Origin of the sequence: Bradyrhizobium sp. SPXBL-02 (assembly GCF_051853065.1) — a bacterium.
Lineage (GTDB): Bacteria > Pseudomonadota > Alphaproteobacteria > Rhizobiales > Xanthobacteraceae > Bradyrhizobium.
Map to the genome: position 1 here is coordinate 4,793,566 of NZ_CP182474.1, position 22,410 is coordinate 4,815,975.

Here is a 22,410-nt window from a genome sequence, read left to right on the forward strand (position 1 = left end):
TCAGAACTTCGCTGTGGTCACGACGTAGAACGCCCGTCCCGGCGCGACCGCAACGAACGGCACGTTGCTGCGATAGAACGAGTCGTAATAGAGCTTGTTGGTCAGGTTCTGCGCGTAGAACTTCATGCTCCAGTTCTGGTCGATCTTCTTCTCGACGAACGCGTCGAAACGCCAATAGCTCGGCAGCTCGTTGGTGTTGGCCGCGAACGTGCCGCCATAGACCTTGGAGCGATACACTGCCTGGCCGCCAAGCTCCCAACCGCCGTCGAACTTGTACTTGGTGAGCATGCTGAACGACTGGTGCGCGATGTTGGCGAGTTGCAGCCCGAGATTCGAAGCAACGCCGCTCTGCGTGACCTTCGACTGCATCAGCACCAGGCCGCCGAAGATGCTCCAGCGGTCGGTGATCCTGCCCTCCGCTTCGATGTCGATGCCTTGGATCCTGTAGGCTGCACCCGATGTGAGCAGGTTGTTGACAGTCTCGCGCGCGTTGTCCTTGGTGGTCTGGAACAGCGCGCCGGTCACCAGCAGGTGGCGATCCGCAAGCTCCCATTTGGTGCCGACCTCGATCGCCTTGTTGCGCTCGGGCCCGAGCAACAAGGTCGAGTTGGGAGGAACACCGCCGTAGTCGGTGCCGGTCGCGTCCAGCTCCGACCCGAACGGATTGGCCGAAGTCGCATAGGCTGCATAGACGCTGCCGATCGACATCGGCTTGTAGACCACACCGACATTGTAGTTCACCAGATCGGCGTTCTGCTTCACATAGCTCGAATTGTTGGATGCGCTCTGGCTGTAGCCGTCGTAGCGCACACCGCCGTTGACGATGATCGTGTCCTGCCAGTTCGCGGTGTCCATAACATACACGCTGCTGGTGTTGACGCCGTAGCGGGTCGGATTGCCGACGAGTGACGGAATGCCGAAGGGAATGTTGGTGTATTGCGGGGAGTAGAGATTGACACCCGTCACCGCGCCCGTGCTGGTGAAGGGCGAACCGGCCAGTTCGGACGCGAGACCGGCATAACGATCGATCGAGATGTTCTCGTTCGAATATTCGACGCCGAACACCGCCGTGTGCTTGACCCCGCCGGTGTCGAGCTTGAACGTGGCCTCGTTCTGGTTGGCCCATACGTCGACGTTCTGGTAACGGCTCTGCGCGCTCGCCGTCGTGGTCCAGAGCAGCGGGTTGGGGCTTGTCGTATTCGGGTTCTGCGGCAGCGTGCCGATGTAGTTGAGCAGCGAGTGCTCGCCGCGCACCTTGCTGGTCAGCGTGATCGCCTCGTTGACCTTGTACTCGATGGTACCGGTGCCGAAATCCTGCCGCGCGGTCTGGAAGTCGCGGTTGAGGAAGCCGTACCAATTGCCACGCGGAATGCCCGCCGACGTCACCGGCACGTTGCCCTGCTTGTAATAGGGCACGCCGAAATCGGGATAGCCGCTGAGGTCGGTATGGACGTAGTTCGTCGTGATCTTGATGTCGTTGGTCGGGGTGTACTTGGTCGAGATGAAGCTGCCCCAGCGATTGTCGGTCACGTAGTTGCGCCCGGCGACGTTGGCGTCCTGGAACAGGCCGCCGGCGCGCACCGAGAAGGTGGGATCAATGACCTGGTTGACGTCGAGCGTGACGCGCTTGGTCATGTCGGTGCCAAACTCGCTGTCGATGCGCTTGAAGTTGACGTCGCCGGCCTGCTTGGTGACGATGTTGATGGCGCCGCCGGCAGTGCCGCGGCCGGCATAGGAGGATGCCGGTCCGCGCAGAATCTCGATCTGCTCGGTGAAGAAGTTCTCGCGGATGGAAACGGCGGGATCGCGGATGCCGTCGATGAAGACGTCGTTGCGCGCGTCGAAGCCGCGGATGAAGAAACGGTCGCCGAACGCGTTGCCGCCCTCGCCCGTGCCGAGCGTCACGCCTGCGGTCGAGCGCCCGATCTCCTTCAGCGTCGTGGCGTTCTTGTCCTCGAGCACCTCCTTGCTGAGCACGGTAATGGTCTTCGGCGTGTTCAGCATCTTCTCGGGAAACTTGCCCGAAGCCTGGACGTGATCGACCTTGTACGGCGCAGCCGGATCCGCGTACGGATTGCTGTCGGGAGCGCCGGACGGCGTGGCGGGCGCCGCCTGCTGCACCGGCTGGCGCTGCGCGGCACGGCGAAGCGCGTTGCGGGCACGGACCTGCTCGGGCGAAGGCTTCGAGGCCGTCGGACGCGGACGCTCGACCGGAGCATCGACCGTCACCGGCGGCAGATTCGACTGCTGCGCCTGCGCGCCGCTCGACACCGACGCCACCGCGATCAAGCTCGCGACCGCTGAAACTTTTTTGCCGGAAACGCCCGCGGACCTCTCATCCATCGGATCGAACGCTACGACCGAACGCAACGACTTCGGTGCGACCACCTGCCCCATTACCAAACGCCCCATCTTCCTGTTCGCTCATTCACTTCGAACGAGCGATGGGCTGTTGGTATCGGCCGCAAAATAGCGGGTCAATGCGAGCCGTTCGCGAGAACCTTTGAATTGGTCCAGATCAAAACGATTCTAAACTGCAGTTTGAAATCGTTCTAAGACGAGACTGGACTCGTTCTAAACAGCGGCGATCGCGCATCGCTCTCAGTCGCTGCTCGGCGGCTTCATCAGCGAGAACAATTCGTCGACAGTCTTCTGCGCAACGGCGCGCACGCGATCGGTGCTGTCCATGCCGGCGATGTTGACGCCGCTGACGACGGCTTTGATCTCGTCGCGAAAGTCGGTGAGGAAGCGCAAGGGATCGCGCTGCTCGTTGGCGACACGCGCGATCAATCCCGTGATCAGAATCTGGCACGCGATCAGCTTGCCGTTCAGCTCGTCCATGCTTCGCTCCGTTGATGCGGCGCCGATATGGACGATGCCGAAATCCCTGACAACCGAAACGGCCACGACGCAACTTAGAACCGTTCTTGCGGTTGATCCGAACCACGGCCCGGCGCGAAGCCGATCGGCCCTGAGCACACCGCTGCGCGTGCTGCGCAAGAATGGCACGCCGAACGCTCGCGGCGCGAAAATGCAGCCCTGCACACCGGCGCGCCAGCGAGCTGCCTACACGGTGCAAAGCTTTCCAATTGTTTAGGATTCTCAACTGATAGTGCTGTTTACACTGGAAGTTGGCGTGTATTATACATCATATGGAACCGTACGATTGCCCCGATATTCGTAGCCGAGGGCATGCGAGCCGATACGAGACGACATGAAAAAGTCCCGGCCGATCCTTTGGCTTCTGATCATCGCGGCCGTGGCCTCCGCGGGCTATTATAGTTGGCAGAAATTCGGCTCGTCCGAGGCTGGAAAAGTCCAGACCGCACAAACCGCTCAAAAAGGCCCGCCTCGCCCCTCCGCCGTCCCCGTCAGCGTTGCACCGGTCCAGAAGACCGACTTTCCGGTCTATTTGACCGGTCTCGGCACGGTTCAGGGCTTCAACACGGTCCAGGTCCGAACCCGCGTGGATGGCCAGATCGACAAGCTCGAATTCAGGGAAGGCCAGATCGTCAAGCAGGGCGATCTCCTGGTCTCGATCGATCCCCGCCCCTATCAAGCCACGCTTGACCAGGCCAAGGCCAAGAAGGCGCAGGACGAGGCCAGTCTCGCCAACGCCAATCTCGAGCTCCAGCGCGCCACGAAGCTCGGCGAATTTGCCACCGCCCAGCGCGTCGACACCCAGCGCACCACCGTGGCTCAGCTCACCGCGCAGATCGCCGCCGATGATGCCGCGATCTCCAACGCCCAGACCCAGCTCGATTACACCCAGATCAAGGCACCGATCACCGGCGTTGCCGGCCTGCGTCAGGTCGACATCGGCAACATCGTCAACGCCTCCTCGCAGACCGCCATCGTCACGATCTCGCAGGTCGAGCCGATCGCGGTGATCTTCACCGCGCCGGAAGACCAGCTCCCCTATATCAGCGAGGGCCAGAAGGCCGGCGCGCTCAAGGTGATCGCCCTCACCACCGACGGCAAGAAGACGCTGGCCGAGGGCAAGCTCGCTGTGATCAACAACCAGGTCGACACGAGCAGCGGCACGATCCGGCTCAAGGCGGTGTTCGACAACAAGGAAAACACGCTGTGGCCGGGCCAATCGGTCTCGACGCGGCTCCTGGTGCGAACGCTGAAGGATGCGACCGTCGTTCCGGATGACGCGGTCCAGCACTCCACCAACGGGCTCTACGCCTACACGGTCAATCAGGACAACAAGGCCGAGGTGCACAAGGTCAAGGTCAGCTATGGCATCGACGGGCGTTCGGTCATCGAGGAAGGCTTGAGCCCCGGCCAACAGGTGATCGTCGGCGGTCAGTTCAAGGTCCAGCCCGGAAGCCTGGTGTCGACTGCGGTGGCAAGCTCGGATCCGGCCCAGAACAAGGTACGACAGCAATGACCGAGGGCGGGATTTCGGCACCGTTCATCCGATATCCCATCGGCACCTCGCTGCTGATGGCCGGCATTCTCTTCGTCGGCCTGGTCGCCTATCCCCTGCTTCCGGTCGCGCCGCTGCCGCAGGTGGACTTTCCGACCATCCAGATCACCGCCAACCTGCCCGGCGGCAGCCCTGAGACGATGGCTTCGTCCGTGGCACAGCCGCTCGAGCGGCAATTCGCCCAGATCCCGGGCATCGCGCAGATGACCTCGACGAGCTATCTGGGCACGGCGTCGATCACCATCCAGTTCGATCTCAACCGCAACATTGACGGCGCCGCCAACGACGTACAGGGCGCCATCAACGCGGCCAGCGGCCAGTTGCCGAAAAACCTGCCGTCGCCCCCGACCTACCGCAAGGTAAACCCCGCCGACGCGCCGATCCTGCTGCTGTCGGCGACATCGGAGACGCTACCGCTGACGACCGTCAGCGACTCGGTCGACGCCCAGCTCGCCCAGCAGATCAGCCAGCTCTCAGGGGTCGCCCAGGTCTTCATCGGCGGGCAGCAGAAACCTTCCATCCGCATCCAGGTCGATCCCGCAAAGCTGGTCGCCAAGGGCCTGTCGATGGAGGACATCCGCAGCCAGATCGCGATCACCACGGTCGACAGCCCCAAGGGCAATATCGACGGCGAGAAGCGCGCCTATACGATCTACGCCAACGACCAGCTCACGCACGCGAAGGACTGGAACGACGTCATCATCGCCTATCGCAACGGCGCTCCGCTGCGGATTCGCGACATCGGCCAGGCGGTCAGCGCCGCCGAAGACGCCAAGCAGGCGGCCTGGGCGAACGGCAAGCGCGGCGTGTTCCTGGTGATCTTCAAGCAGCCGGGCGCCAACGTCATCGAGACCGTGGACCGGATCAAGGCAACCCTGCCCCGCCTCGTGGCGGCGATCCCGCCCGCGATCAAGATCGAGCTCATCAGCGACCGAACCACCACCATCCGCGCCGCGGTCGAGGACGTCCAGTTCACGCTGCTGCTGACCATCGCCCTCGTGGTCATGGTCATCTTCATGTTCCTGCGAAGCTTCTGGGCGACGGTCATACCGACGGTCACGGTGCCATTGGCGCTGCTGGGTGCCTGCGCCTTGATGTGGGTGGCCGGCTATTCGCTCGACAATCTGTCGCTGATGGCGCTCACCATCGCGGTCGGCTTCGTCGTCGACGACGCGATCGTGATGCTCGAGAACATCACGCGCTACATCGAGGAAGGCGACTCGCCGATGGAGGCCGCCTTCAAAGGCTCCAAGGAAATCGGCTTCACCATCGTCTCCATCAGCATCTCGCTGGTCGCGGTGCTGATCCCCCTGCTGTTGATGGGCGGCATCATCGGGCGCCTGTTCCGCGAATTCGCCGTCGTGCTGGCGATGACGATCTTCGTCTCGATGTTCGTGTCGCTGACGCTGACGCCGATGATGGCCTCGCGCTTCCTGCGCGCCCATGGCGAGGTCACCCACGGCAAGCTCTATCAGTGGAGCGAGCGCGCCTTCGACGGCATGCTGCGCGGCTACGAATACGTGCTCGACCACGCCCTGGCCTGGCGGCGCACCACGCTCGCGATTTTCTTCGTCACGCTCGGCCTGTCGGTCTACCTGTTCGTGCTGATCCCCAAGGGCTTCTTCCCGCAGCAGGACGTCGGCCTGATCACGGCCACGTCTGAAGCCTCGCAGGACATTTCGTTCAAGGAGATGCAGCGCCGCCAGGTCGAGCTCGGCAAGATCGTGATGGACGACCCCGACGTCGCCACGATCGCCATGAACATCGGCGGCAGCGGCCGTGCCGGCAACAACGGCAACATGTTCATCACGCTCAAGCCGCGCAACGAGCGGGAGGCGTCCGCTCAGCAGATCATCGCGCGGCTGCGACCTAAGCTCGAGAAAGTGCCGGGCGCGCGCCTCTATATGCAGGCGGCCCAGGACGTCCGGCTCGGCGGCCGGCCGACGCGCACGCAGTTCGAGTTCACCCTGCAGGACGCCGATCTCGCCGAGCTCAACGAATGGGCGCCGAAGATCCTCGCCAAGATGCAGACGCTGCCGGAGCTGCGCGACGTCGCGACCGACCAGCAGACGCAGGGCACGACGGTCCAGCTCAAGATCAACCGCGACACCGCTGCCCGCTACGGCATCCAACCCCAGCTGATCGACGACACGCTGTATGATGCGTTCGGACAGCGGCAGGTCACGCAATATTTCACGCAGCTCAATACCTACAAGGTAATCCTGGAAGTCCTGCCGGAAATGCAGGGCGATCTCGAGACGCTGAACAAATTGTATCTGAGATCGCCGCTGACCGGCGACCAGGTGCCGCTGTCGACCTTCGCGAGCTGGACCACTGATCCGGTCCGCCCGCTCTCGATCAGCCATCAGGGCCAGTTCCCGTCGATTACGATCAGCTTCAATCTCGGGCAAGGCATTGCGCTCGGCCAGGCCACCGAGGCGGTGCAGCGGGCGATGGCCGAGCTCGGCGCGCCGGCGACGCTGAATTCGAGCTTCCAGGGCACCGCGCAGGCCTTCCAGCAGTCGCTCGGCACAGTGCCGCTTCTGATCCTCGCAGCCCTTGTCGTGGTCTATCTGATCCTCGGCATTCTCTACGAGAGCTACATCCATCCGATCACGATCCTGTCGACGCTGCCTTCGGCCGGCGTCGGCGCGCTCGCGATCCTGATGGCGGCCGGCTTCGACTTCAGCCTGATCGCGCTGATCGGCATCATCCTCCTGATCGGCATCGTGAAGAAGAACGGCATCATGATGGTCGACTTCGCGATTGCCGCCGAGCGCGACGAGCACAAGACGCCGGAGGAATCGATCCGCCAGGCCGCGCTGCTGCGCTTCCGCCCGATCATGATGACGACGATGGCGGCCCTGCTCGGCGGCGTGCCCCTCATGCTCGGCCACGGCACCGGCGCCGAAATCCGCCAGCCGCTCGGCTACGCCATGGTCGGCGGCCTGATCGTCAGCCAGGCACTGACGCTGTTCACCACGCCGGTCGTCTATCTCTATCTCGACAAGCTCAACAACTGGTTCTCGACCTGGGGCCGCTCGGGCGACGAGGGCCAGGAGGCGCCCGAGCACGGCAGCGTCAAGGAAGCCGCCGAGTAAGCTTGCGCCGCGCCTGCCGCGACGCTACAGCGAGACCCCTGTTCGCAAATGCGGTTTCCCATGCCTATGCAATCCAGACTTGTCGCCCTTGCCGCTGTGGTCCTGTTGTCCGCCGGCGTCGCACATGCCCAGCAGGGCGCCAAGAAGAACGCCGCGCCCGCCCCGGCCGCGCAGCCCGCGCCCGCCCCGACGCAGGCGCAGGCTGACGGGTCTTCCGGACAGCCCGGTTGGATCGTCCGCTGCACCAGCGCAAGTCGTGACGCGGCGCTCGAATGTGCGATGGAGCAGAACGCGGTGCTGACCAAGACCGGCCAGACCGTCGTCCTGATCAACATCCGCATTGCGCCCGACACCCGCACGCCGATCGCGCTATTGCAATTGCCGCTCGGCCTCAACCTTCCCGTCGGGGCCAAGCTCCAGGTCGACGAAGGCAAGATGTTCGACCTCCAGATCCAGACCTGCGAGAACCGCGGCTGCTACGCCTCGACGCCGATGGCACCGGACCTGCTCGCCGCCTTTCGCTCGGGCAAGCAGCTGAAGGTCTCGTTCCAGAACATGGCCAAGGAGACGATCGCGATCCCGATGCCGCTCGGCGATTTCGCGGCCGCCTACGACAAGATCAAGTAGCGGGCGCACCTCACGTCGCGATGTCGCCCGCCCGCAGCAGCGTCGTGAAGCCGCCATAGATCATGCGCTTGCCGTCAAAGGGCATGCCTTCCATTTTCAGCCGCGGATCCGCCATCACCTTCTTGTTGACGGCATCGCGGCTCTCCCGGTCCCGATAAACGATCCAGGCGAACACCACGATCTCGTCCTCCTTCGCCATCACCGCGCGCGGAAACGAGGTGAGCTCGCCATAGGGAACGTCGTCACCGATACATTCGACATAGTCGAGCGCGCCGTGCTCCATCCAGATCGCGCAGGCGGTCGTCGCCAGCGCCTTGTAGGCCTCGATGTTGTCCTTCGGCACGGCGAGAATGAAACCATCGACATAGGGCATTTTGCGGATCTCCTTGGGTTGTCCAGCCCAAGGACGATGGAGCGTGCCGCGATCCGACTTGGATATGCGAATGTCAGGTGAGGCAAACCGCCGCGTGAATGTCTACGCCGGAGCGCTTCGGAATCATGTCCTCGAAAACCGCCCGGAGCTGGCTGGGGAACCTGGATTCGAACCAAGACAAACAGAGTCAGAGTCTGTTGTGCTACCGTTACACCATTCCCCAACGGAATAGCCGAACAAATTCAAAGGCTTGCCTGAATTGCTCGACTGTGGCCGGAAGCGCAGCGCGCAAATCACGGCTCAGGCGTGGCAGCGTTCTACCCGCTCGCATCTGGGCTGGCAAGCGCTCCATGAATGATCGAGCCAAGGCCAGCTTGATCAGACGACGATGCGATCGAAATCTGCGGCGATCCGGGTGTTCGGGAAGATTCCTGCCGCCTCGGCGAGAATCTCTGCGTCTTCGTAGCGTCCTGACATATGCGTCAGCACGAGTTGTCCGACCTTGTTCGTGGCCGCAAAGGAGGCCGCTTCTGCCGCGGTGAGATGGCCGTAACTCCGCGCGGTCGGCGCGTCGCGATCGAGGAACGTGGCCTCGATCACCAGCGTGTCGGCACCGGCCACGTATTGCGACAGCCCCTCGGTGGTCTCGGTGTCGCCGATCACGACGAGCTTGCTGCCGCCGCTCGGCGGACCGAGGACGTCTTCCGGATCGATGGTTCGGTTGGCAAGCACGATCGGTCGGCCCGCGGCCAACTCGCCGCGCAAGGGACCGTCGGGGACACCGAGCGCGATGAGGCGATCGGGCCGAAGATGACGGCGGGCGGGGCTTTGGAAAACGAAGCCAAAGCTGTCAGTGTCGCGGTGGCGGACCGGAAAACAGCCGATGGTGAATTCACCGGCGTCGATGACTTGTCCCTCGGTCAGCGCCGCGAACTCAACGGCGATCGGCGCCCTGCCCGCGCCCCACAGGCCGGCGAGCATTCGGGTGACGAGGTCGAGCGTGCCTTCGCCGCCGTGAATGGTCATTGCCTCGGACGTCTGCCGCAAGCCGAGCGTCGAGAACAGTCCGGGGATGCCGAGCACGTGGTCGAGATGGGCGTGGGTGAGCAGGATGCGGTCGAGCCGCCGGAAGCCGGCGCCGCTGCGCAGCAACTGGCGCTGCGTGCCCTCGCCGCAATCGACCAGGACGCGCTTGCCTGCGGCTTCCACGAGCAGCGCTGGATGGTTGCGCTCCGCTGAGGGAACGCTGGCCGATGTCCCGAGAAATGTCAGGGCGAACATGGTCGTCGATATCCAGCGACCGCCCCTCTCCGCGACAACGCGGTCGACGGTCTCACCGTCCCCAATGCCACGCGAGCAGCAGCGCGTACAGGCCCATCGAGGCGGCATAGAGCACGGCGAGCAGCACGTAGCCGCCGATCTGGCGACTGATCGCAGCCTTCGACGTAACCCACCAGTCGAGCGCCCTGAAAGCCGCGGGCACCAGCCACCAGCCGAGCAGCTGGGTGCTGACGAGATTGCCGACGAACAGCGACAGCCAGACCGGCACGCCGTGACTATCGATCAGCGGCCTGCTGATGAAAAAGCCCCAGAGGTACACCACGGGATAGAGAACCAGGAGAACGATCAGGTTGCTCTTCCAAATGAAACCGGGCCGTTGCTCGGGGGCCGACGTCTTGCCGGCCGGGAACCAGAAATTGAAGCCGTAGCTCGCCCGCTTCACGTGCATTCCGGCATTGAAGCGCTCGCCCTCCTTAAGGAGGGTCTGCCGCAAGGGCGAGTCGAGCCATGCATTGAGATTGGCATCGCTGTCGAACGACAGGATGATGATCCATTCGTCGTGCAGGCCCGGAATTGGCCGCTCGATCTTGTGGCGCAGAAATCCCTTGAACTCGGCCTCCGCCGCCTGGATGCGCTGCTGCCATTTCAGGAACGCATCCTCGAGCCCATCGGGGACCTTGAAGGAGATCACCGCCGAGACCGCGCTGTCGCGCTGGACGCCGGTGTCGGGCAGGATATGGACGTCCTCCGAACCGACGAAGAAGCGCTGCACCTCTGCGATGCGGCGCGCCCGTACATCGCTCTGGAGCCAGGCACGTGCTGCAGCCGGGCTGGCGAAACGCAGGATCGTCACCCAGTCCACATGCGCGGGGGGTTGCGGCGGCACCACCTCCTGGCTGAGAAAGCCGGGCCAGGCCTTGAGCACTTCGCCGACCTCACCGTTCCACCGTGCGAACGCGGCAAAGCCGTCGTCGGCGATGCGGCGCTGGATGACGAGGGCGACCGGCTGGCCGGCTGTTTCAGGAGATGCGCTCATCGGCGGCCGTCTCAGCTCTTCTTGTAGAGACGCTTGCCCATCACCCAGGTCTCGTCGACGCAGCGATCGTCGCCGACCATCATGACGGCGAACAGCATGCTCGCGGCCTCATCCATCGAGCGCGGGCCGGCGCCGTCGGCGATCAGCGATTGATGCCACGCTTGCGCGACCTGCCCACCGTTCGGATCGAGCGCGACGAAATCGGCCTCCTTGCCGGGCTCGAAATTGCCGAGCTTGTCGTCGATGTAGAGGCCTTCGGCGCCGCCGAGCGTGATCGACCAGAAGCCGCGATAGGGCGAGAGCTTGTTGCGCTCGGCTTCCGCGAGGTCCTTGCGTGCGGGATCGATGCTGCCGTCAAGCAGGGTGTTGTTGCACATGCCGACCTTGTAGGCGTCATCTAGCACGGAGATCATCGAGAAGCGGTTGCCGCCGCCGACGTCGGTGCCGAACGACATCTTGACGCGATGCTCGGGATCGGTGGCGCGTCCGAGACGGAACAAGCCGCTGCCGAGGAACAGGTTCGAGCACGGGCAGAACACCACCGCCGCGCCCTTCTTCGACATGCGGCGGAACTCGTTATTGGAGAGATAGACGCCGTGGCCGCCGGAGAATTTCGGCCCGACCAGGTCGAACTTCTCGTAGACGCCGAGATAGTCCTGGCAATCGGGATGCTCGACCAGCACGCCGCTGCATTCGGCCGGGTTTTCGGAGATGTGGGTGTTAACCCAGCAATCCGGATGCTCGTGCTTGAGGCGCTGGCACGCCTTGAGCAACTCCGGCGAGGCGCCGAAGGCGAAGCGCGGCGTGATGGCGTAGAGGTTGCGGCCCTTGTTGTGATACTGCGCGATCAGCCGCTTGCTGTCGCGGTAGAAATTCTCGGGGGTATCGATGAAATCGGCCGGCGCGTTGCGATCGATGCCGGTGAGGCCCGCGATGACGCGCATGTTGCGCCGGCTCGCTTCCTCGAACAGCTCTTCGGTCGAGACCGGCGAGGAGCTCGTGAAGGCCTGGCAGGTGGTGGTGCCGGAGGCGAGCAGCGCATCGAGGAAACGCTTTACGCCCTCGCGCGCGTAGTTGCGATCCCGGTATTTGAGCTCTTCCGGATAGACCCACTTCTGCAGCCACGGCAGCAGCTGCTCGCCATAGGCGCCCAGCACCCGGGTCTGCGGCAGATGGATGTGGCCGTCGATGAAGCCGGGGACGATGACGCGGTCCTTGATATGAGTGACCTCAACGCCGGGATGCGCGGCGGCGATCTTGTCATAGGGGCCGAAGGCCTTGATCACGCCGTCCGCGACGACCATGAGGCCGTCCTGGTGAAAGCGTGCGGAGGCCTGCTCGTTGCCGACATGCTTCCAGGGATCGTCGACGAAGTCGAAGAACGTGCCGCGAATACCGACAGTGGTCATGATCGAGTTCCTTCCTTAAGGCTGTGTGGCCTGCCGCGCCGACGGCAGCGAGATCGCTAGCAGCGTACCGGCGACGGCGCAGAGGCCGAGATAGAGCCATCCGATCGGCGCCTGCGTCGCTTCGGGCAACACCGCCGTGATCGCCATGGCGCCGCTGACGGCGAGATAGCAGAGCGCGCTGATCAGGCCGCCGATCAAGCCGTGGTCGCGCTCGAACAGGCCGAGCGCCATGCCGTACATCATCGGGCACAGCACGCCGCAGCCGCCGAGCACCAGCGCGCCGCCGATCGTGATCGACGTGAAATCGAGACCGAGGGTCATGCCTGTTACAGTCAGAACCGCGGCGCCGGCGAGGAACAGCGCGAAGGCGCCGAAGCCCAGCATGCGCGCCGGCATGAAGCGCGCGAAATGCGCGCAGCCGAGTTCGCCGGCGAGATTGACCCCGCCTAGGCCGAGTGCGACGAGGCCGTAGATTGCCGCCGAATAGCCAAGACCAGTCTGGTAGAAGAACGGCGCTACCACGCCGAACGCCAGCTGCGCGCTGGCTGCGGCAGCAAAGACCAGCACGAAAGCGAGGAAGCCCGGCCGCACCAGCGCATCGCGCAAGATGCCGGCGGTGCGGCGCGGATCGAACGGCGCACGCCGCTCGGCCGGCAATGTTTCAGGCAGAAGGAATACGACGATCGTGGCAACGATCGCCGCGGCGAGGGCAATGACGACGAAGACACCGCGCCACGAGGTCAGCTCGACGATGAAGCCACCGGCCGCCGGCGCCAGCACCGGCGCAAGCCCCCAGGCTGCGCCAAGCAGGCCGGAGATCGCGGTGAGCTCGCGGCCGCGGAAACAATCAGCGGCGACCGCATAGGCGACAACGAGACAAGTGCAGCCGCCGATGCCTTGCAGGAAGCGCAAGCCCAGCAGCAGCGAGGCGCTGGTGGCGAGCGCACAGGCGATGCTCATCGCAATCAGCACCGACAGGCCCGCGAGCAGCACGTTGCGGCGGCCGATTGTGTCCGAGGCAATACCGACCGGCACCAGCGCCAGAGACATACCGAGCATGTAAGCGGTAACGGTGTTCTGCATCGAGGCGGGATCGGCGGCGAGATCCACCACCATCTGCGGCAGGCCGGGCGTATAGGCATCGAGCGGAATCTGGCTGAACGGCACGACACACAACAGGATCGGCACGATCCCGCTCCTGGCGCGACCGGCGTCCGAAGCAAGTGCAGTCATGGCTTACGCCCCCTCGATTCCCGCGGGTCCCATCTTTTCGTGCGCGCAATGAGAGGCGACGATGCAGGTTGCGGATATTGACGCGCGGGAAGCTGACACAACTGTGTGTAGAAACTCTTAGGAGCTTTCGTGTCGATCCGTTTCGGCGATGATGGCCGTCACTCAAAACAAAAATGCGAAAACAACCCCATGCAAAGTAGAAATCGTTGAAGAATTTCGCCTCGTGAGTCGAGCCTAGTGGGGGCGCTTGATGCGTCGGGCAAAACAGCGGCACGATTGCATGATCGCCATCGCGTGTGGCTCACACCAAAGGCCGTTAACCGATCGGAAGGCATGGTTCCTTCTGCGCGAGCCTCCTCGGGAATGAGGCTAAGCGGCAACAGCCGTACCTCGCTGAAACCAGTCCAGATCGCACCCTGGTCTAAGTTCGATCGACCGACTGCGCCTCGACCGCCTGCACGGCCACGCTCGCGACCTGCCGCAGCGCTTCACGATCCGCGCCCGAGGACGCCATCACGCCCATGCCGACCGACACCGCCGAGACATAGCGCGCGAGCGCAGCCGGATCGGCGCTCTCCTTGAGATCGCCCTCGGCCCTGGCGCGGACGAAACGGTCGCGGAGCTGGTCTTCGTTCTGGGCGCGGCGCGCGGCGAGCTCGAACGGGACGTTCTCGGAGCCTGTGCCGCAGGCAATGCCGCCTTGCACCAGCAGGCAGCCGGGCGGATTGGCGGGATCGGTCTGCCTGTCGGCGATGCCCATCAACATGCGCTCGGCCACGGCTCGGGCGTTGGGGGCTGCCACCACCTCGTCCATCCAGATGTTGCGCAGCCTGGTGTAGCGGTCGAGCGCGGCCTTCAGCAGCCCTTCCTTGTTGCCGAAGCAGGCGTAGAGACTGGGCGGATTGATGCCCATGGCCTCGGTGAGCTGGGCAATGGTCGCGCCCTCATAGCCATGGCGCCAAAACACTTCCATCGCCTGGTCCAACGCCATTTCGGCGTCGAATTCCCGGGGGCGTCCCATGCCCATGTGCCTGTCTCCTCGGATCGGCGTTTGTCCTCAGCCTAACGCAGGATCCTATCTATTTGTTCTAGCTTTCTTTTTCTTGTGTCTTCCAATCGTCGCGGTATCGGCGTACAATTTTCTTAGTGAATGGTACATAAGTATCTTGCACTGCGGTATCCAGCTCCACATCTGTAGTGAACACTACATATCTGGAGCGCGCAAATGCCCCCCTCCCAAAATACCTCCCGCACCGGCCGTTTCCGCCGCCTTCTGGGTGGCGTCGCCATCGTGGGCGCCCTCGCCGCCGCCGGCTCGGTCGTGACCGGCCGCTATTTTCATGCGGCGCAAGCCACCGCACCGGCGGCCGCAGCTGAACAGGCTGTTTCCGTCACGGTGGCGATGATCGAGCCGCGGCAGACCGTGCTGTGGGACGATTTCTCCGGCCGGCTCGAGGCGATCAACCGCGTCGAGCTCCGCCCGCGCGTCGCGGGCGCGATCCTGTCGGCGAACTTCACCGAAGGCGCGCTGGTGAAGGCCGGTGACGTGCTGTTCAAGATTGATCCAGCCCCCTATGCGGCCGAGGTCGACAAGGCGGCCGCCCAGCTCGAGGCCACCAAAGCGCGCGTCGTCTTCACCCAGAGCGAGCTCGAGCGCGGCGCGCAGCTCGTCGGCAACGCCGTGGTCACCCGGCGCGACTACGACCAGCGCGACAACGCCAATCGCGAAGCGATCGCCAACGTCAAGGCGGCCGAGGCGACGCTGCAGACCGCAAAGCTCAATCTCGATTACACCGAAGTGCGCGCCCCCGTGGATGGCCGCGTCGGCAAGATCGAGGTCACCGTCGGCAATCTCGTCGCCGCCGGCACCGCCTCGCCGGTGCTGACCTCGCTGGTCTCGGTCAATCCGATCTACGCCTCGTTCGATGCGGACGAAGAGCTGGTGCTGCGCGCACTGAACTCGATCGCAGATAGCACCGGCAGCCGCGGCAAGCTCGACCAGATCCCGGTCGAGATGACGACGTCGGGCGGCTTGTCCGCAAAGGGCCACATCCAGCTCATCGATAACCAGGTCAACGGCCAGAGCGGCACCATCCGTGTCCGCGCCCTATTCCGCAACGACGACGGACGCCTCATTCCCGGCCAGTTCGCGCGCGTGCGCATGGGCCAGCCCAAGCAACAGGCACTGGTGATGATCGACGAGCGCGCCATCGGCACCGACCAGGACAAGAAGTTCGTGATGGCGGTCGGCGACGACAGCCGCGCCGTCTACCGGCCGGTCACCCTCGGCGGTGCCGTCGATGGACTTCGCATCGTCACCTCGGGCCTGAAGTCCGGCGACCGCATCGTCGTCAACGGTTTGCAACGCGTGCGTCCGGGCGCCCTCCTCAAGACGGAGGTGGCAGCGATGGGCGCGCGGGGGCCCCAGCAGGCGTCAAACCACAGCAACCAGGACGTGGTGCAGCGCTAGTTAGTTCATCCCGGGGCGGGCGAAGCCCGAACCCGGGATCTCGCAGTTACGAAACTCCGATTACTTCACTTCTGGATTCCGGGTTCGCGCGCGCCCCGGAATGACGGAGGGGGCAAGGCCATGAATCTCTCAAAGTTCTTCATCGACCGTCCGATTTTCGCCGGCGTGCTGTCGGTCCTGATCTTCCTCGCCGGGCTGATCTCGCTGTTCGCGATGCCGATCTCGGAATATCCGGACGTGGTGCCGCCCTCCGTCGTGGTGCGCGCGACCTATCCCGGCGCCAACCCCAAGGTGATCGCGGAGACGGTGGCGACCCCGATCGAGGAGCAGATCAACGGCGTCGAAAACATGCTCTACATGTCGAGCCAGGCGACCACCGACGGCGCGATGACGCTGACGGTGACGTTCCGGCTCGGCACCGATCCCGACAAAGCGACGCAGCTGGTGCAGAACCGGGTGCAGCAGGCCGAGCCGCGCCTGCCCAACGTGGTGCGCCAGCTCGGCATCATCACCAAGAAGTCGTCGCCCGACCTCACCATGGTCGTGCATCTGTTGTCGCCGAACGGCCGCTACGACATGACGTACTTGCGCAATTACGCGGTGCTCAACGTCAAGGACCGGCTAGCGCGGATCGACGGCGTCGGCGACGTCCAGCTCTATGGCGCAGGCGACTATTCGATGCGGGTCTGGGTCGATCCGCAGAAGGCCGCCGAGCATGGGCTGACCGCGAGCGACATCGTGCGGGCGATCCAGGCGCAGAACGTCGAGGCCGCCGCCGGCGTGGTCGGCTCCTCCCCGAACGTCAAGGGCATCGATCTCCAGCTCTCGGTCAATGCGGAAGGCCGGCTTGCCAACGAGGAGCAGTTCGGCGACATCGTGGTCAAGACCGGTACGCGCGGCGAGGTCGTGCGGTTGCGCGACGTCGCGCGCATCGAGCTTGGCGCTTCCGAATACGGACTGCGCTCGCTGCTCGACAACAAGCAGGCGGTGGCGATCCCGATCTTCCAGGCGCCCGGCTCCAACGCGCTGCAGATCTCCGACAATGTCCGCGCCACCATGGCGGAGATCAAGAAGAACATGCCGGAGGGCGTGTCCTACCAGATCGTCTACGACCCCACCCAGTTCGTGCGGTCCTCGATCGAGGCCGTGATCCACACGCTCTTGGAGGCGATCGCGCTGGTGGTGCTGGTGGTGATCCTGTTCCTGCAGACCTGGCGGGCCTCGATCATTCCGCTGCTGGCCGTGCCGGTGTCGATCGTGGGCACGTTCGCGGTGATGCACGTGTTCGGCTTCTCCATCAACGCGCTCAGCCTGTTCGGGCTCGTGCTCGCCATCGGCATCGTCGTCGACGACGCCATCGTCGTGGTCGAGAATGTCGAGCGCAACATCGAAGCGGGGCTGTCACCGCGGGATGCCACCTATCAAGCGATGCGCGAGGTCTCAGGCCCGATCATCGCGATCGCGCTGGTGCTGATCGCGGTGTTCGTGCCGCTCGCCTTCATCTCCGGTCTCACCGGGCAATTCTACAAGCAGTTCGCGCTGACGATCGCGATCTCGACCGTGATCTCCGCCATCAACTCGCTGACGCTGTCACCGGCATTGTCGGCGCTGCTGCTCAAGGGCCACAACGAACCGAAGGACCGGCTGACGCTGATCATGGAAAAGAGCCTCGGCTGGTTCTTCCGCGGCTTCAACAAGGCCTTCACGCGTTCCTCGGACAATTACAGCGGCACCGTCGGCAAGGTGATCTCGGGCAAGGCCGCGGTGATGGGCCTCTATGTGGTGCTGGTCGGGCTGACGGCGTTTCTGTTCCAGCAGGTGCCGAGCGGCTTCGTGCCGGGCCAGGACAAGCAGTACCTCGTCGGCTTCGCCCGCCTGCCCGATGGCGCCACGCTCGACCGCAGCGAGGAGGTGATCCGCAAGATGAGCGACATCGCGCTGACCCAGCCCGGTGTCGAGAGCTCGGTAGCCTTCCCGGGCCTGTCGATCTCCGGCTTCACCAACTCCTCCAACGCCGGCATCGTGTTCTCGACGCTGAAGCCGTTCGACGAGCGCAAGGATGCGGCCCTGAGCGGGAATGCGATTGCGGCCGAGCTGAACAAGAAATATGCCGGGATCCAGGAAGCCTTCATCGCCATGTTCCCGCCGCCGCCCGTCAACGGCCTCGGCACCATCGGCGGCTTCAAGCTGCAGATCGAGGACCGCGCCGGTCTCGGCTATGACGCCCTGAACGAGGCGACCAACGCCTTCATGGCTGCGATGCAGAAGGCGCCGGAGATCGCCGGCGTGTTCTCAAGCTTCCAGGTCAACGTGCCCCAGCTGTTCGCCGACATCGACCGCACCAAGGCGCTTCAGCTCGGCGTGCCCGTGACGGAGGTGTTCAACACGCTGCAGATCTACCTCGGCTCCTACTACGTCAACGACTTCAACAAGTTCGGCCGCACCTATTCCGTCCGCGTGCAGGCCGACGCGCCGTTCCGCGCCCGCGCCGACGACATCCGGCAATTGAAGGTGCGCTCGTCGTCCGGCGACATGGTGCCATTGTCGGCGCTGCTCAAGATCCGCCAGAGCGCGGGACCGGAGCGCGCGATCCGCTACAACGGCTTCCTGTCGTCCGACATCAACGCGGCGGCCGCGCCCGGCTTCTCGTCGGGACAGGCACAGGAGGCGGCGACGCGGATCGCCGCGGAAGTGCTGCCGCCGGGCTTTGCCTTCGAATGGACCGACCTGACCTATCAGGAGTTCATCGCCGGCAATTCGGGCATCTGGGTGTTTCCGCTGGCGATCCTGCTGGTGTTCCTGGTGCTGGCCGCGCTCTATGAGAGCCTGACCCTGCCGCTGTCGATCATCATGATCGTGCCGATGGGCTTGCTCGCCGCGATGTTCGGCGTCTGGATCTCAAAGGGCGACAACAACGTCTTCACCCAGATCGGCCTCATCGTGCTGGTCGGCCTCTCCGCCAAGAACGCGATCCTGATCGTCGAATTCGCGCGCGAACTCGAATTCGCCGGGCGCACGCCGATCCGGGCCGCGATCGAAGCCAGTCGCTTGCGGCTGCGTCCGATCCTGATGACCTCGATGGCGTTCATCATGGGCGTGCTGCCGCTGGTGCTCTCGACTGGTGCCGGTTCGGAGATGCGGCGCGCGATGGGCGTTGCCGTGTTCTCCGGGATGATCGGCGTCACCGTGTTCGGCCTGTTCCTGACGCCGGTGTTCTATGTGCTGCTCCGAACCGTCACGGGCATGAAGCCGCTGATCCATCACGGCAGCGACATCGGCGCGGCGCCGGTCCACGGGCCTGCCGAGTGAACAGTGTCCCGCCGCGGCACGCCCCCGGCGGGACCAACAAGGTCGATCGATTATTTCCGGTTCTCCTCGCAGAATTTCAGCGCCGCCAGCGCCTCGCCGGCTCGCGGGATCTGCATCTCGATGCTGTCATCGTCGTCGTCCTCGAAATCCAGCGTGAGGCGCTTGGCCTTCGCGAGGCGATCCATGATCGACTGATCGTATGCGAAGATGCCGCGCACCGTGGTCTTGTCCATGACCTCCCACTTGGCCTTCTTCATGATGTCGGCATCGTCAGTGGCGACATCGGCCCGGAGGATCTCGCCGACCTTGTCCCATTCCCAACCGTCGTAGATCATCACGATCACGATCGCCTGCTCGGAATAGGTGATCACGATGACGTAGTCGCGATTCTCGTCATCCTTGTCCTTGTAGCCGCGGCTGGCATTGCAGTGGGTGTCCTGCGTGCGCTTCTCGATGGTCCAGTCGCCGACCTTGGATTGTTGCGCAAGCGCAGCGCTTGGGCCCAACACGGTTGCGCTCAAGGCGCAAGCGAGAATTCCGGCGGCGAGAAGAGATCGTTTCATGTCGGCCTCCAGCGCGTTCCCCGCGCCGAGATGACCACCTCCGCCGGCGGCTCGCAAGAGGGCGAGGCGAATGGCCGGCGGCCGTCCTATCCCGACCGCGGCACGATCGCGATCGGAGTGAAGGTGTAAACCTCCTCGCCGTTCTGGTTGAACATGGTCCATTTCACCAGCGCGATCCCCTGCGGCTTCGATTTCGACGGCGTCAGGCTCATGACCTCGCCGACCAAATGCAGGCGGTCGTTGGGCCGCACCGGCATGGTCCAGCGCAGCCCGTCCACACCGGCGCCGATCAGCGGATGCGGGCCGAACGGACGGGTCTGGATCGCAAGGTTCATGGCGATCGCGGCGGTGTGCCATCCCGAGGCGGCAAGCCCCTTGAACAGGGTCTGCTTCGCCGCCTCGTGGTCGAGATGCATCGGCTGCGGATCGAACTCGGCAGCGAAGCGCTTGATGTCGGCCTCGGTAACCACGACTTCGGGGGATTTGAACCGCATTCCGATGGTGAGATCGTCGAACCACTCGACCTGCGCCATGATTTTGCCTCGCAATATGATGTGCCGCTCCCGAAGAGACGGCTCAAAATCGCCTGAGCCATGAGGGATATAGCGGGCCCGCAGCGCACAAACCAGCGCAAGGTTCCTCGTGAAACCCCTTTCCCGATGCGACGAAACACGCCTGAAACAGATCGCGGCTTAAGTGGTTGTCAAAATAAATACAGGGACGGCCACCATGCAGTTCATCCTCGACCTGATCTACGAATATTCGTGCTGCCAGAACCTCGTTGCCCAGCCGCTACGGGAGGACGAGCGATGATCGAGCTGATCTCGGCCCTGCTCGCACTGTGCAGCATCGGCGTCTTCGCGGCGCATGCGCTCGACGCCTACCGCACCACGCATTCCTGAAAGTTGCCCCCTTCCCGACGCTAGAAAGGCCGCCGGTAGAAGTGCTCGGAATGCGTCGCCGGCGGAAACCGGTTGGCGAGCGCAAGCGCCCCCTTCTCGTCCGTCTCGAGCGCGATCTTCTGCGCCAGCATCACGTCGCCCGGCACCAGGAAGCCTGACGGGACGAAGCACCACCCCATCGTCGCACGCCCGTCACTGTCGACCTCGTGGACGTTCGCGGCTGTGCCGTAGTGAATGCGATAGATCCTGCCGGTGTCGCAACCGACGACGTCGAAATACCGGTATTGCTCGAATTGCGCGCGCTGCGCCGGCGACAGCCATTCGGCCAGAAGCCGGCGGCCGCGGGCATCCGGCGTATTCTCGCCGAAGAAGCGGCGATAGAGTTCACGCAGCGCATGCAGACGCGCACGCGCTGGCGCGCGGAGCCAAACTGCCGCGATCATGAGCAGCTCAGATCAACCGCCGACCAGGCGGGGATAGAACAGCGTTTCCTGCGCGGTCGGATCGAATGATCGGATCCGGGTCACTTCGCCGGGTCCGGTTCGAAGCGCGGCGGTGAAGCCGGCTCCGGTGAGCTCCCGAAAGCGCCGTTCGGCTCGCGCCAGCACTTCGGCATTGCCAGGATCAAACTCGTGGCGCGTATCGCCAGTCTGGTCCATCACGATCTGGGTAGCCATGTTGAGTCTCCTCATGCCCAGCCCTGAACTTGATCAAAGCAAACCTCGTGCCGTCGGTTCCAGAAGGCAACAACTTTCTCGCACCGTCGCATCACACGTCGCTGAGCCAGAGCTCAGCGCGAGGCCGCAGCACCCCCGCCCTCGTCGATCTGCCGGCCCATCAGCGCGATCGCCTTCTGATAGACGCCCGCAGCATTCCAGGCCTCGATCGCGGCGAAATTGGGCTCGCCCGGCTGGTATCCGGCTCCCGCGCGCCAACCATGGCCTTTGAGGAAATTCGCCGTCGAGTTCAGCGCATTGGCCGCAACTTCGAGATTGCCCGTGCCGTAGGCCAGAATGTTCTTGGGCATGAACTGGGTCTGGCCGACCTCGCCATGCATGGAGCCGCGGGTCGATCCCGACAGCGTACCACGGTCGATCAGCTTCAGGGCGGCATAGAGCTGGTCGGTGAAGAATTCGGGACGGCGGCAATCATATGCGAGGGTCGCGATCGACGACAGCATGTTCTGGTTGCCGCGCTGGCTGCCGAAGCCGGTCTCCATGCCCCAGATCGCGATCAGCGGCCCGGGCGGCACGCCATAGCGCTGCTGGATCGAGGCGAACAAGGCGGCCTGTGACTGCTTGAGCTGCCGGCCCTTGGCGACGATGGTGGTGGCACCCCGCTTGGCCAGGAACTGGTCGAGCGTCAGCGAGAAGCTGCGCTGGCCGCGGTCAGCCGCGATGGTGGCGCTGGCATAGTTCGTCTGCATCAGCGCCGACAGCGCGGTGGGACCGATGCCCTTGCCCTGCGCCTCCGCGCTGAACTCGCGCTTCCAGGCCTCGAAGCCGGCCGGCGAGCTGCCGCATTGCGCGGCCTCGGCCACAGGCAGCGAGAGAAGCAGCGCGGTCGCGCCAATCACCGCGGTTGCGACTGTCCTGCCCTTCATCATTACGACCTCTCCGGATGGCGCGACCGGCTCGCGCGAGATCGCATGATCCTACGTCAGTTGCACTC

At 64.1% G+C, this 22,410-nt stretch carries 19 protein-coding genes and 1 tRNA gene; 6 read left to right on the forward strand and 14 right to left on the reverse strand.

The window, feature by feature from the left end; translation table 11 throughout:
- Positions 1 to 2,397, reverse strand: coding sequence for a TonB-dependent receptor (locus tag ACNJYD_RS22590; protein WP_212257613.1), 2,397 nt, complete (start codon positions 2,395 to 2,397; stop codon positions 1 to 3).
- Positions 2,398 to 2,601: 204 nt separating this feature from the next.
- Complete coding sequence (locus ACNJYD_RS22595) at positions 2,602 to 2,841, reverse strand: hypothetical protein (protein ID WP_128916226.1); 240 nt, start codon at positions 2,839 to 2,841, stop codon at positions 2,602 to 2,604.
- A gap of 34 nt (positions 2,842 to 2,875) precedes the next feature.
- Here ACNJYD_RS22595 and ACNJYD_RS22600 point away from each other — a divergent pair, with 34 nt between their 5' ends.
- From ACNJYD_RS22600 to ACNJYD_RS22615, 4 genes are all read left to right on the forward strand, one after another.
- On the forward strand, positions 2,876 to 3,097 hold the full coding sequence (locus tag ACNJYD_RS22600) for a hypothetical protein (protein ID WP_212257436.1): 222 nt from the start codon (positions 2,876 to 2,878) through the stop codon (positions 3,095 to 3,097).
- A 117-nt stretch (positions 3,098 to 3,214) separates the two neighbouring features.
- Positions 3,215 to 4,396: an efflux RND transporter periplasmic adaptor subunit gene (locus ACNJYD_RS22605; protein WP_212257435.1), complete on the forward strand. Its 1,182-nt coding sequence runs from the start codon at positions 3,215 to 3,217 to the stop codon at positions 4,394 to 4,396.
- Positions 4,393 to 7,536: a multidrug efflux RND transporter permease subunit gene (locus ACNJYD_RS22610; RefSeq protein ID WP_212257434.1), complete on the forward strand. Its 3,144-nt coding sequence runs from the start codon at positions 4,393 to 4,395 to the stop codon at positions 7,534 to 7,536. Before ACNJYD_RS22605 ends, ACNJYD_RS22610 begins: the two co-directional genes overlap by 4 nt.
- A gap of 60 nt (positions 7,537 to 7,596) precedes the next feature.
- The gene (locus tag ACNJYD_RS22615; RefSeq protein ID WP_172786308.1) at positions 7,597 to 8,163 is read left to right on the forward strand and encodes an invasion associated locus B family protein; all 567 of its coding nucleotides are present in this window, start codon (positions 7,597 to 7,599) and stop codon (positions 8,161 to 8,163) included.
- A gap of 10 nt (positions 8,164 to 8,173) precedes the next feature.
- Here ACNJYD_RS22615 and ACNJYD_RS22620 read toward each other — a convergent pair whose 3' ends face one another.
- The 7 genes from ACNJYD_RS22620 to ACNJYD_RS22650 form a co-directional block, all read right to left on the reverse strand.
- Entirely contained in the window at positions 8,174 to 8,536 is a 363-nt protein-coding gene (locus tag ACNJYD_RS22620) for a DUF1428 domain-containing protein (RefSeq protein WP_172786307.1), read from the reverse strand.
- A gap of 149 nt (positions 8,537 to 8,685) precedes the next feature.
- A tRNA-Gln gene (locus ACNJYD_RS22625) sits at positions 8,686 to 8,759 on the reverse strand.
- A 155-nt stretch (positions 8,760 to 8,914) separates the two neighbouring features.
- Positions 8,915 to 9,817: a ribonuclease Z gene (gene rnz, locus ACNJYD_RS22630; RefSeq protein WP_212257415.1), complete on the reverse strand. Its 903-nt coding sequence runs from the start codon at positions 9,815 to 9,817 to the stop codon at positions 8,915 to 8,917.
- Positions 9,818 to 9,869: 52 nt separating this feature from the next.
- Positions 9,870 to 10,853, reverse strand: coding sequence for an antibiotic biosynthesis monooxygenase (locus ACNJYD_RS22635; protein WP_439363335.1), 984 nt, complete (start codon positions 10,851 to 10,853; stop codon positions 9,870 to 9,872).
- 11 nt (positions 10,854 to 10,864) lie between these two features.
- Positions 10,865 to 12,262 carry a guanine deaminase gene (gene guaD, locus ACNJYD_RS22640; RefSeq protein ID WP_439363336.1) on the reverse strand — a complete coding sequence of 466 codons (1,398 nt, stop codon included), beginning with the start codon at positions 12,260 to 12,262 and terminating at the stop codon, positions 10,865 to 10,867.
- A gap of 15 nt (positions 12,263 to 12,277) precedes the next feature.
- Positions 12,278 to 13,495: a multidrug effflux MFS transporter gene (locus tag ACNJYD_RS22645; RefSeq protein WP_439363337.1), complete on the reverse strand. Its 1,218-nt coding sequence runs from the start codon at positions 13,493 to 13,495 to the stop codon at positions 12,278 to 12,280.
- 421 nt (positions 13,496 to 13,916) lie between these two features.
- Positions 13,917 to 14,522, reverse strand: coding sequence for a TetR/AcrR family transcriptional regulator (locus ACNJYD_RS22650; protein WP_439363338.1), 606 nt, complete (start codon positions 14,520 to 14,522; stop codon positions 13,917 to 13,919).
- A gap of 198 nt (positions 14,523 to 14,720) precedes the next feature.
- On the opposite strand from ACNJYD_RS22650, the gene ACNJYD_RS22655 reads away from it, so the two are divergent.
- Both ACNJYD_RS22655 and ACNJYD_RS22660 read left to right on the forward strand, forming a co-directional pair.
- Positions 14,721 to 15,965, forward strand: coding sequence for an efflux RND transporter periplasmic adaptor subunit (locus ACNJYD_RS22655; protein WP_212257410.1), 1,245 nt, complete (start codon positions 14,721 to 14,723; stop codon positions 15,963 to 15,965).
- Positions 15,966 to 16,085: 120 nt separating this feature from the next.
- Entirely contained in the window at positions 16,086 to 19,274 is a 3,189-nt protein-coding gene (locus ACNJYD_RS22660) for an efflux RND transporter permease subunit (protein ID WP_212257409.1), read from the forward strand.
- A 50-nt stretch (positions 19,275 to 19,324) separates the two neighbouring features.
- On the opposite strand, the gene ACNJYD_RS22665 is transcribed toward ACNJYD_RS22660, so the two are convergent.
- From ACNJYD_RS22665 to ACNJYD_RS22685, 5 genes are all read right to left on the reverse strand, one after another.
- Positions 19,325 to 19,837 (reverse strand): hypothetical protein, encoded by a 513-nt coding sequence (locus ACNJYD_RS22665; protein ID WP_439363339.1) that lies wholly within the window; start codon positions 19,835 to 19,837, stop codon positions 19,325 to 19,327.
- A gap of 86 nt (positions 19,838 to 19,923) precedes the next feature.
- Positions 19,924 to 20,370: a MaoC family dehydratase gene (locus ACNJYD_RS22670; protein WP_172786284.1), complete on the reverse strand. Its 447-nt coding sequence runs from the start codon at positions 20,368 to 20,370 to the stop codon at positions 19,924 to 19,926.
- A gap of 389 nt (positions 20,371 to 20,759) precedes the next feature.
- Positions 20,760 to 21,182, reverse strand: coding sequence for a hypothetical protein (locus ACNJYD_RS22675; protein ID WP_172786283.1), 423 nt, complete (start codon positions 21,180 to 21,182; stop codon positions 20,760 to 20,762).
- Between the two features lie 12 nt (positions 21,183 to 21,194).
- On the reverse strand, positions 21,195 to 21,416 hold the full coding sequence (locus ACNJYD_RS22680) for a hypothetical protein (protein ID WP_439363340.1): 222 nt from the start codon (positions 21,414 to 21,416) through the stop codon (positions 21,195 to 21,197).
- A gap of 113 nt (positions 21,417 to 21,529) precedes the next feature.
- On the reverse strand, positions 21,530 to 22,345 hold the full coding sequence (locus ACNJYD_RS22685) for a lytic murein transglycosylase (RefSeq protein WP_172786282.1): 816 nt from the start codon (positions 22,343 to 22,345) through the stop codon (positions 21,530 to 21,532).
- Between the last annotated feature and the right edge of the window lie 65 nt (positions 22,346 to 22,410).

Excerpts from the sequence above, each read along its gene's own strand:
- ACNJYD_RS22660 (WP_212257409.1), top strand. The coding sequence starts at position 16,086 with ATGAATCTCTCAAAGTTCTTCATCGACCGTCCGATTTTCGCCGGCGTG.
- ACNJYD_RS22685 (WP_172786282.1), bottom strand. The coding sequence starts at position 22,345 with ATGATGAAGGGCAGGACAGTCGCAACCGCGGTGATTGGCGCGACCGCG.
- ACNJYD_RS22620 (WP_172786307.1), bottom strand. The coding sequence starts at position 8,536 with ATGCCCTATGTCGATGGTTTCATTCTCGCCGTGCCGAAGGACAACATC.
- ACNJYD_RS22635 (WP_439363335.1), bottom strand. The coding sequence starts at position 10,853 with ATGAGCGCATCTCCTGAAACAGCCGGCCAGCCGGTCGCCCTCGTCATC.
- ACNJYD_RS22665 (WP_439363339.1), bottom strand. The coding sequence starts at position 19,837 with ATGAAACGATCTCTTCTCGCCGCCGGAATTCTCGCTTGCGCCTTGAGC.
- rnz (WP_212257415.1), bottom strand. The coding sequence starts at position 9,817 with ATGTTCGCCCTGACATTTCTCGGGACATCGGCCAGCGTTCCCTCAGCG.
- ACNJYD_RS22595 (WP_128916226.1), bottom strand. The coding sequence starts at position 2,841 with ATGGACGAGCTGAACGGCAAGCTGATCGCGTGCCAGATTCTGATCACG.
- ACNJYD_RS22600 (WP_212257436.1), top strand. The coding sequence starts at position 2,876 with ATGCCGAAATCCCTGACAACCGAAACGGCCACGACGCAACTTAGAACC.
- ACNJYD_RS22645 (WP_439363337.1), bottom strand. The coding sequence starts at position 13,495 with ATGACTGCACTTGCTTCGGACGCCGGTCGCGCCAGGAGCGGGATCGTG.
- ACNJYD_RS22610 (WP_212257434.1), top strand. The coding sequence starts at position 4,393 with ATGACCGAGGGCGGGATTTCGGCACCGTTCATCCGATATCCCATCGGC.
- ACNJYD_RS22670 (WP_172786284.1), bottom strand. The coding sequence starts at position 20,370 with ATGGCGCAGGTCGAGTGGTTCGACGATCTCACCATCGGAATGCGGTTC.
- ACNJYD_RS22615 (WP_172786308.1), top strand. The coding sequence starts at position 7,597 with ATGCCTATGCAATCCAGACTTGTCGCCCTTGCCGCTGTGGTCCTGTTG.
- ACNJYD_RS22680 (WP_439363340.1), bottom strand. The coding sequence starts at position 21,416 with ATGGCTACCCAGATCGTGATGGACCAGACTGGCGATACGCGCCACGAG.
- ACNJYD_RS22655 (WP_212257410.1), top strand. The coding sequence starts at position 14,721 with ATGCCCCCCTCCCAAAATACCTCCCGCACCGGCCGTTTCCGCCGCCTT.
- ACNJYD_RS22675 (WP_172786283.1), bottom strand. The coding sequence starts at position 21,182 with ATGATCGCGGCAGTTTGGCTCCGCGCGCCAGCGCGTGCGCGTCTGCAT.
- ACNJYD_RS22650 (WP_439363338.1), bottom strand. The coding sequence starts at position 14,522 with ATGGGCATGGGACGCCCCCGGGAATTCGACGCCGAAATGGCGTTGGAC.
- ACNJYD_RS22605 (WP_212257435.1), top strand. The coding sequence starts at position 3,215 with ATGAAAAAGTCCCGGCCGATCCTTTGGCTTCTGATCATCGCGGCCGTG.
- guaD (WP_439363336.1), bottom strand. The coding sequence starts at position 12,262 with ATGACCACTGTCGGTATTCGCGGCACGTTCTTCGACTTCGTCGACGAT.
- ACNJYD_RS22590 (WP_212257613.1), bottom strand. The coding sequence starts at position 2,397 with ATGGGGCAGGTGGTCGCACCGAAGTCGTTGCGTTCGGTCGTAGCGTTC.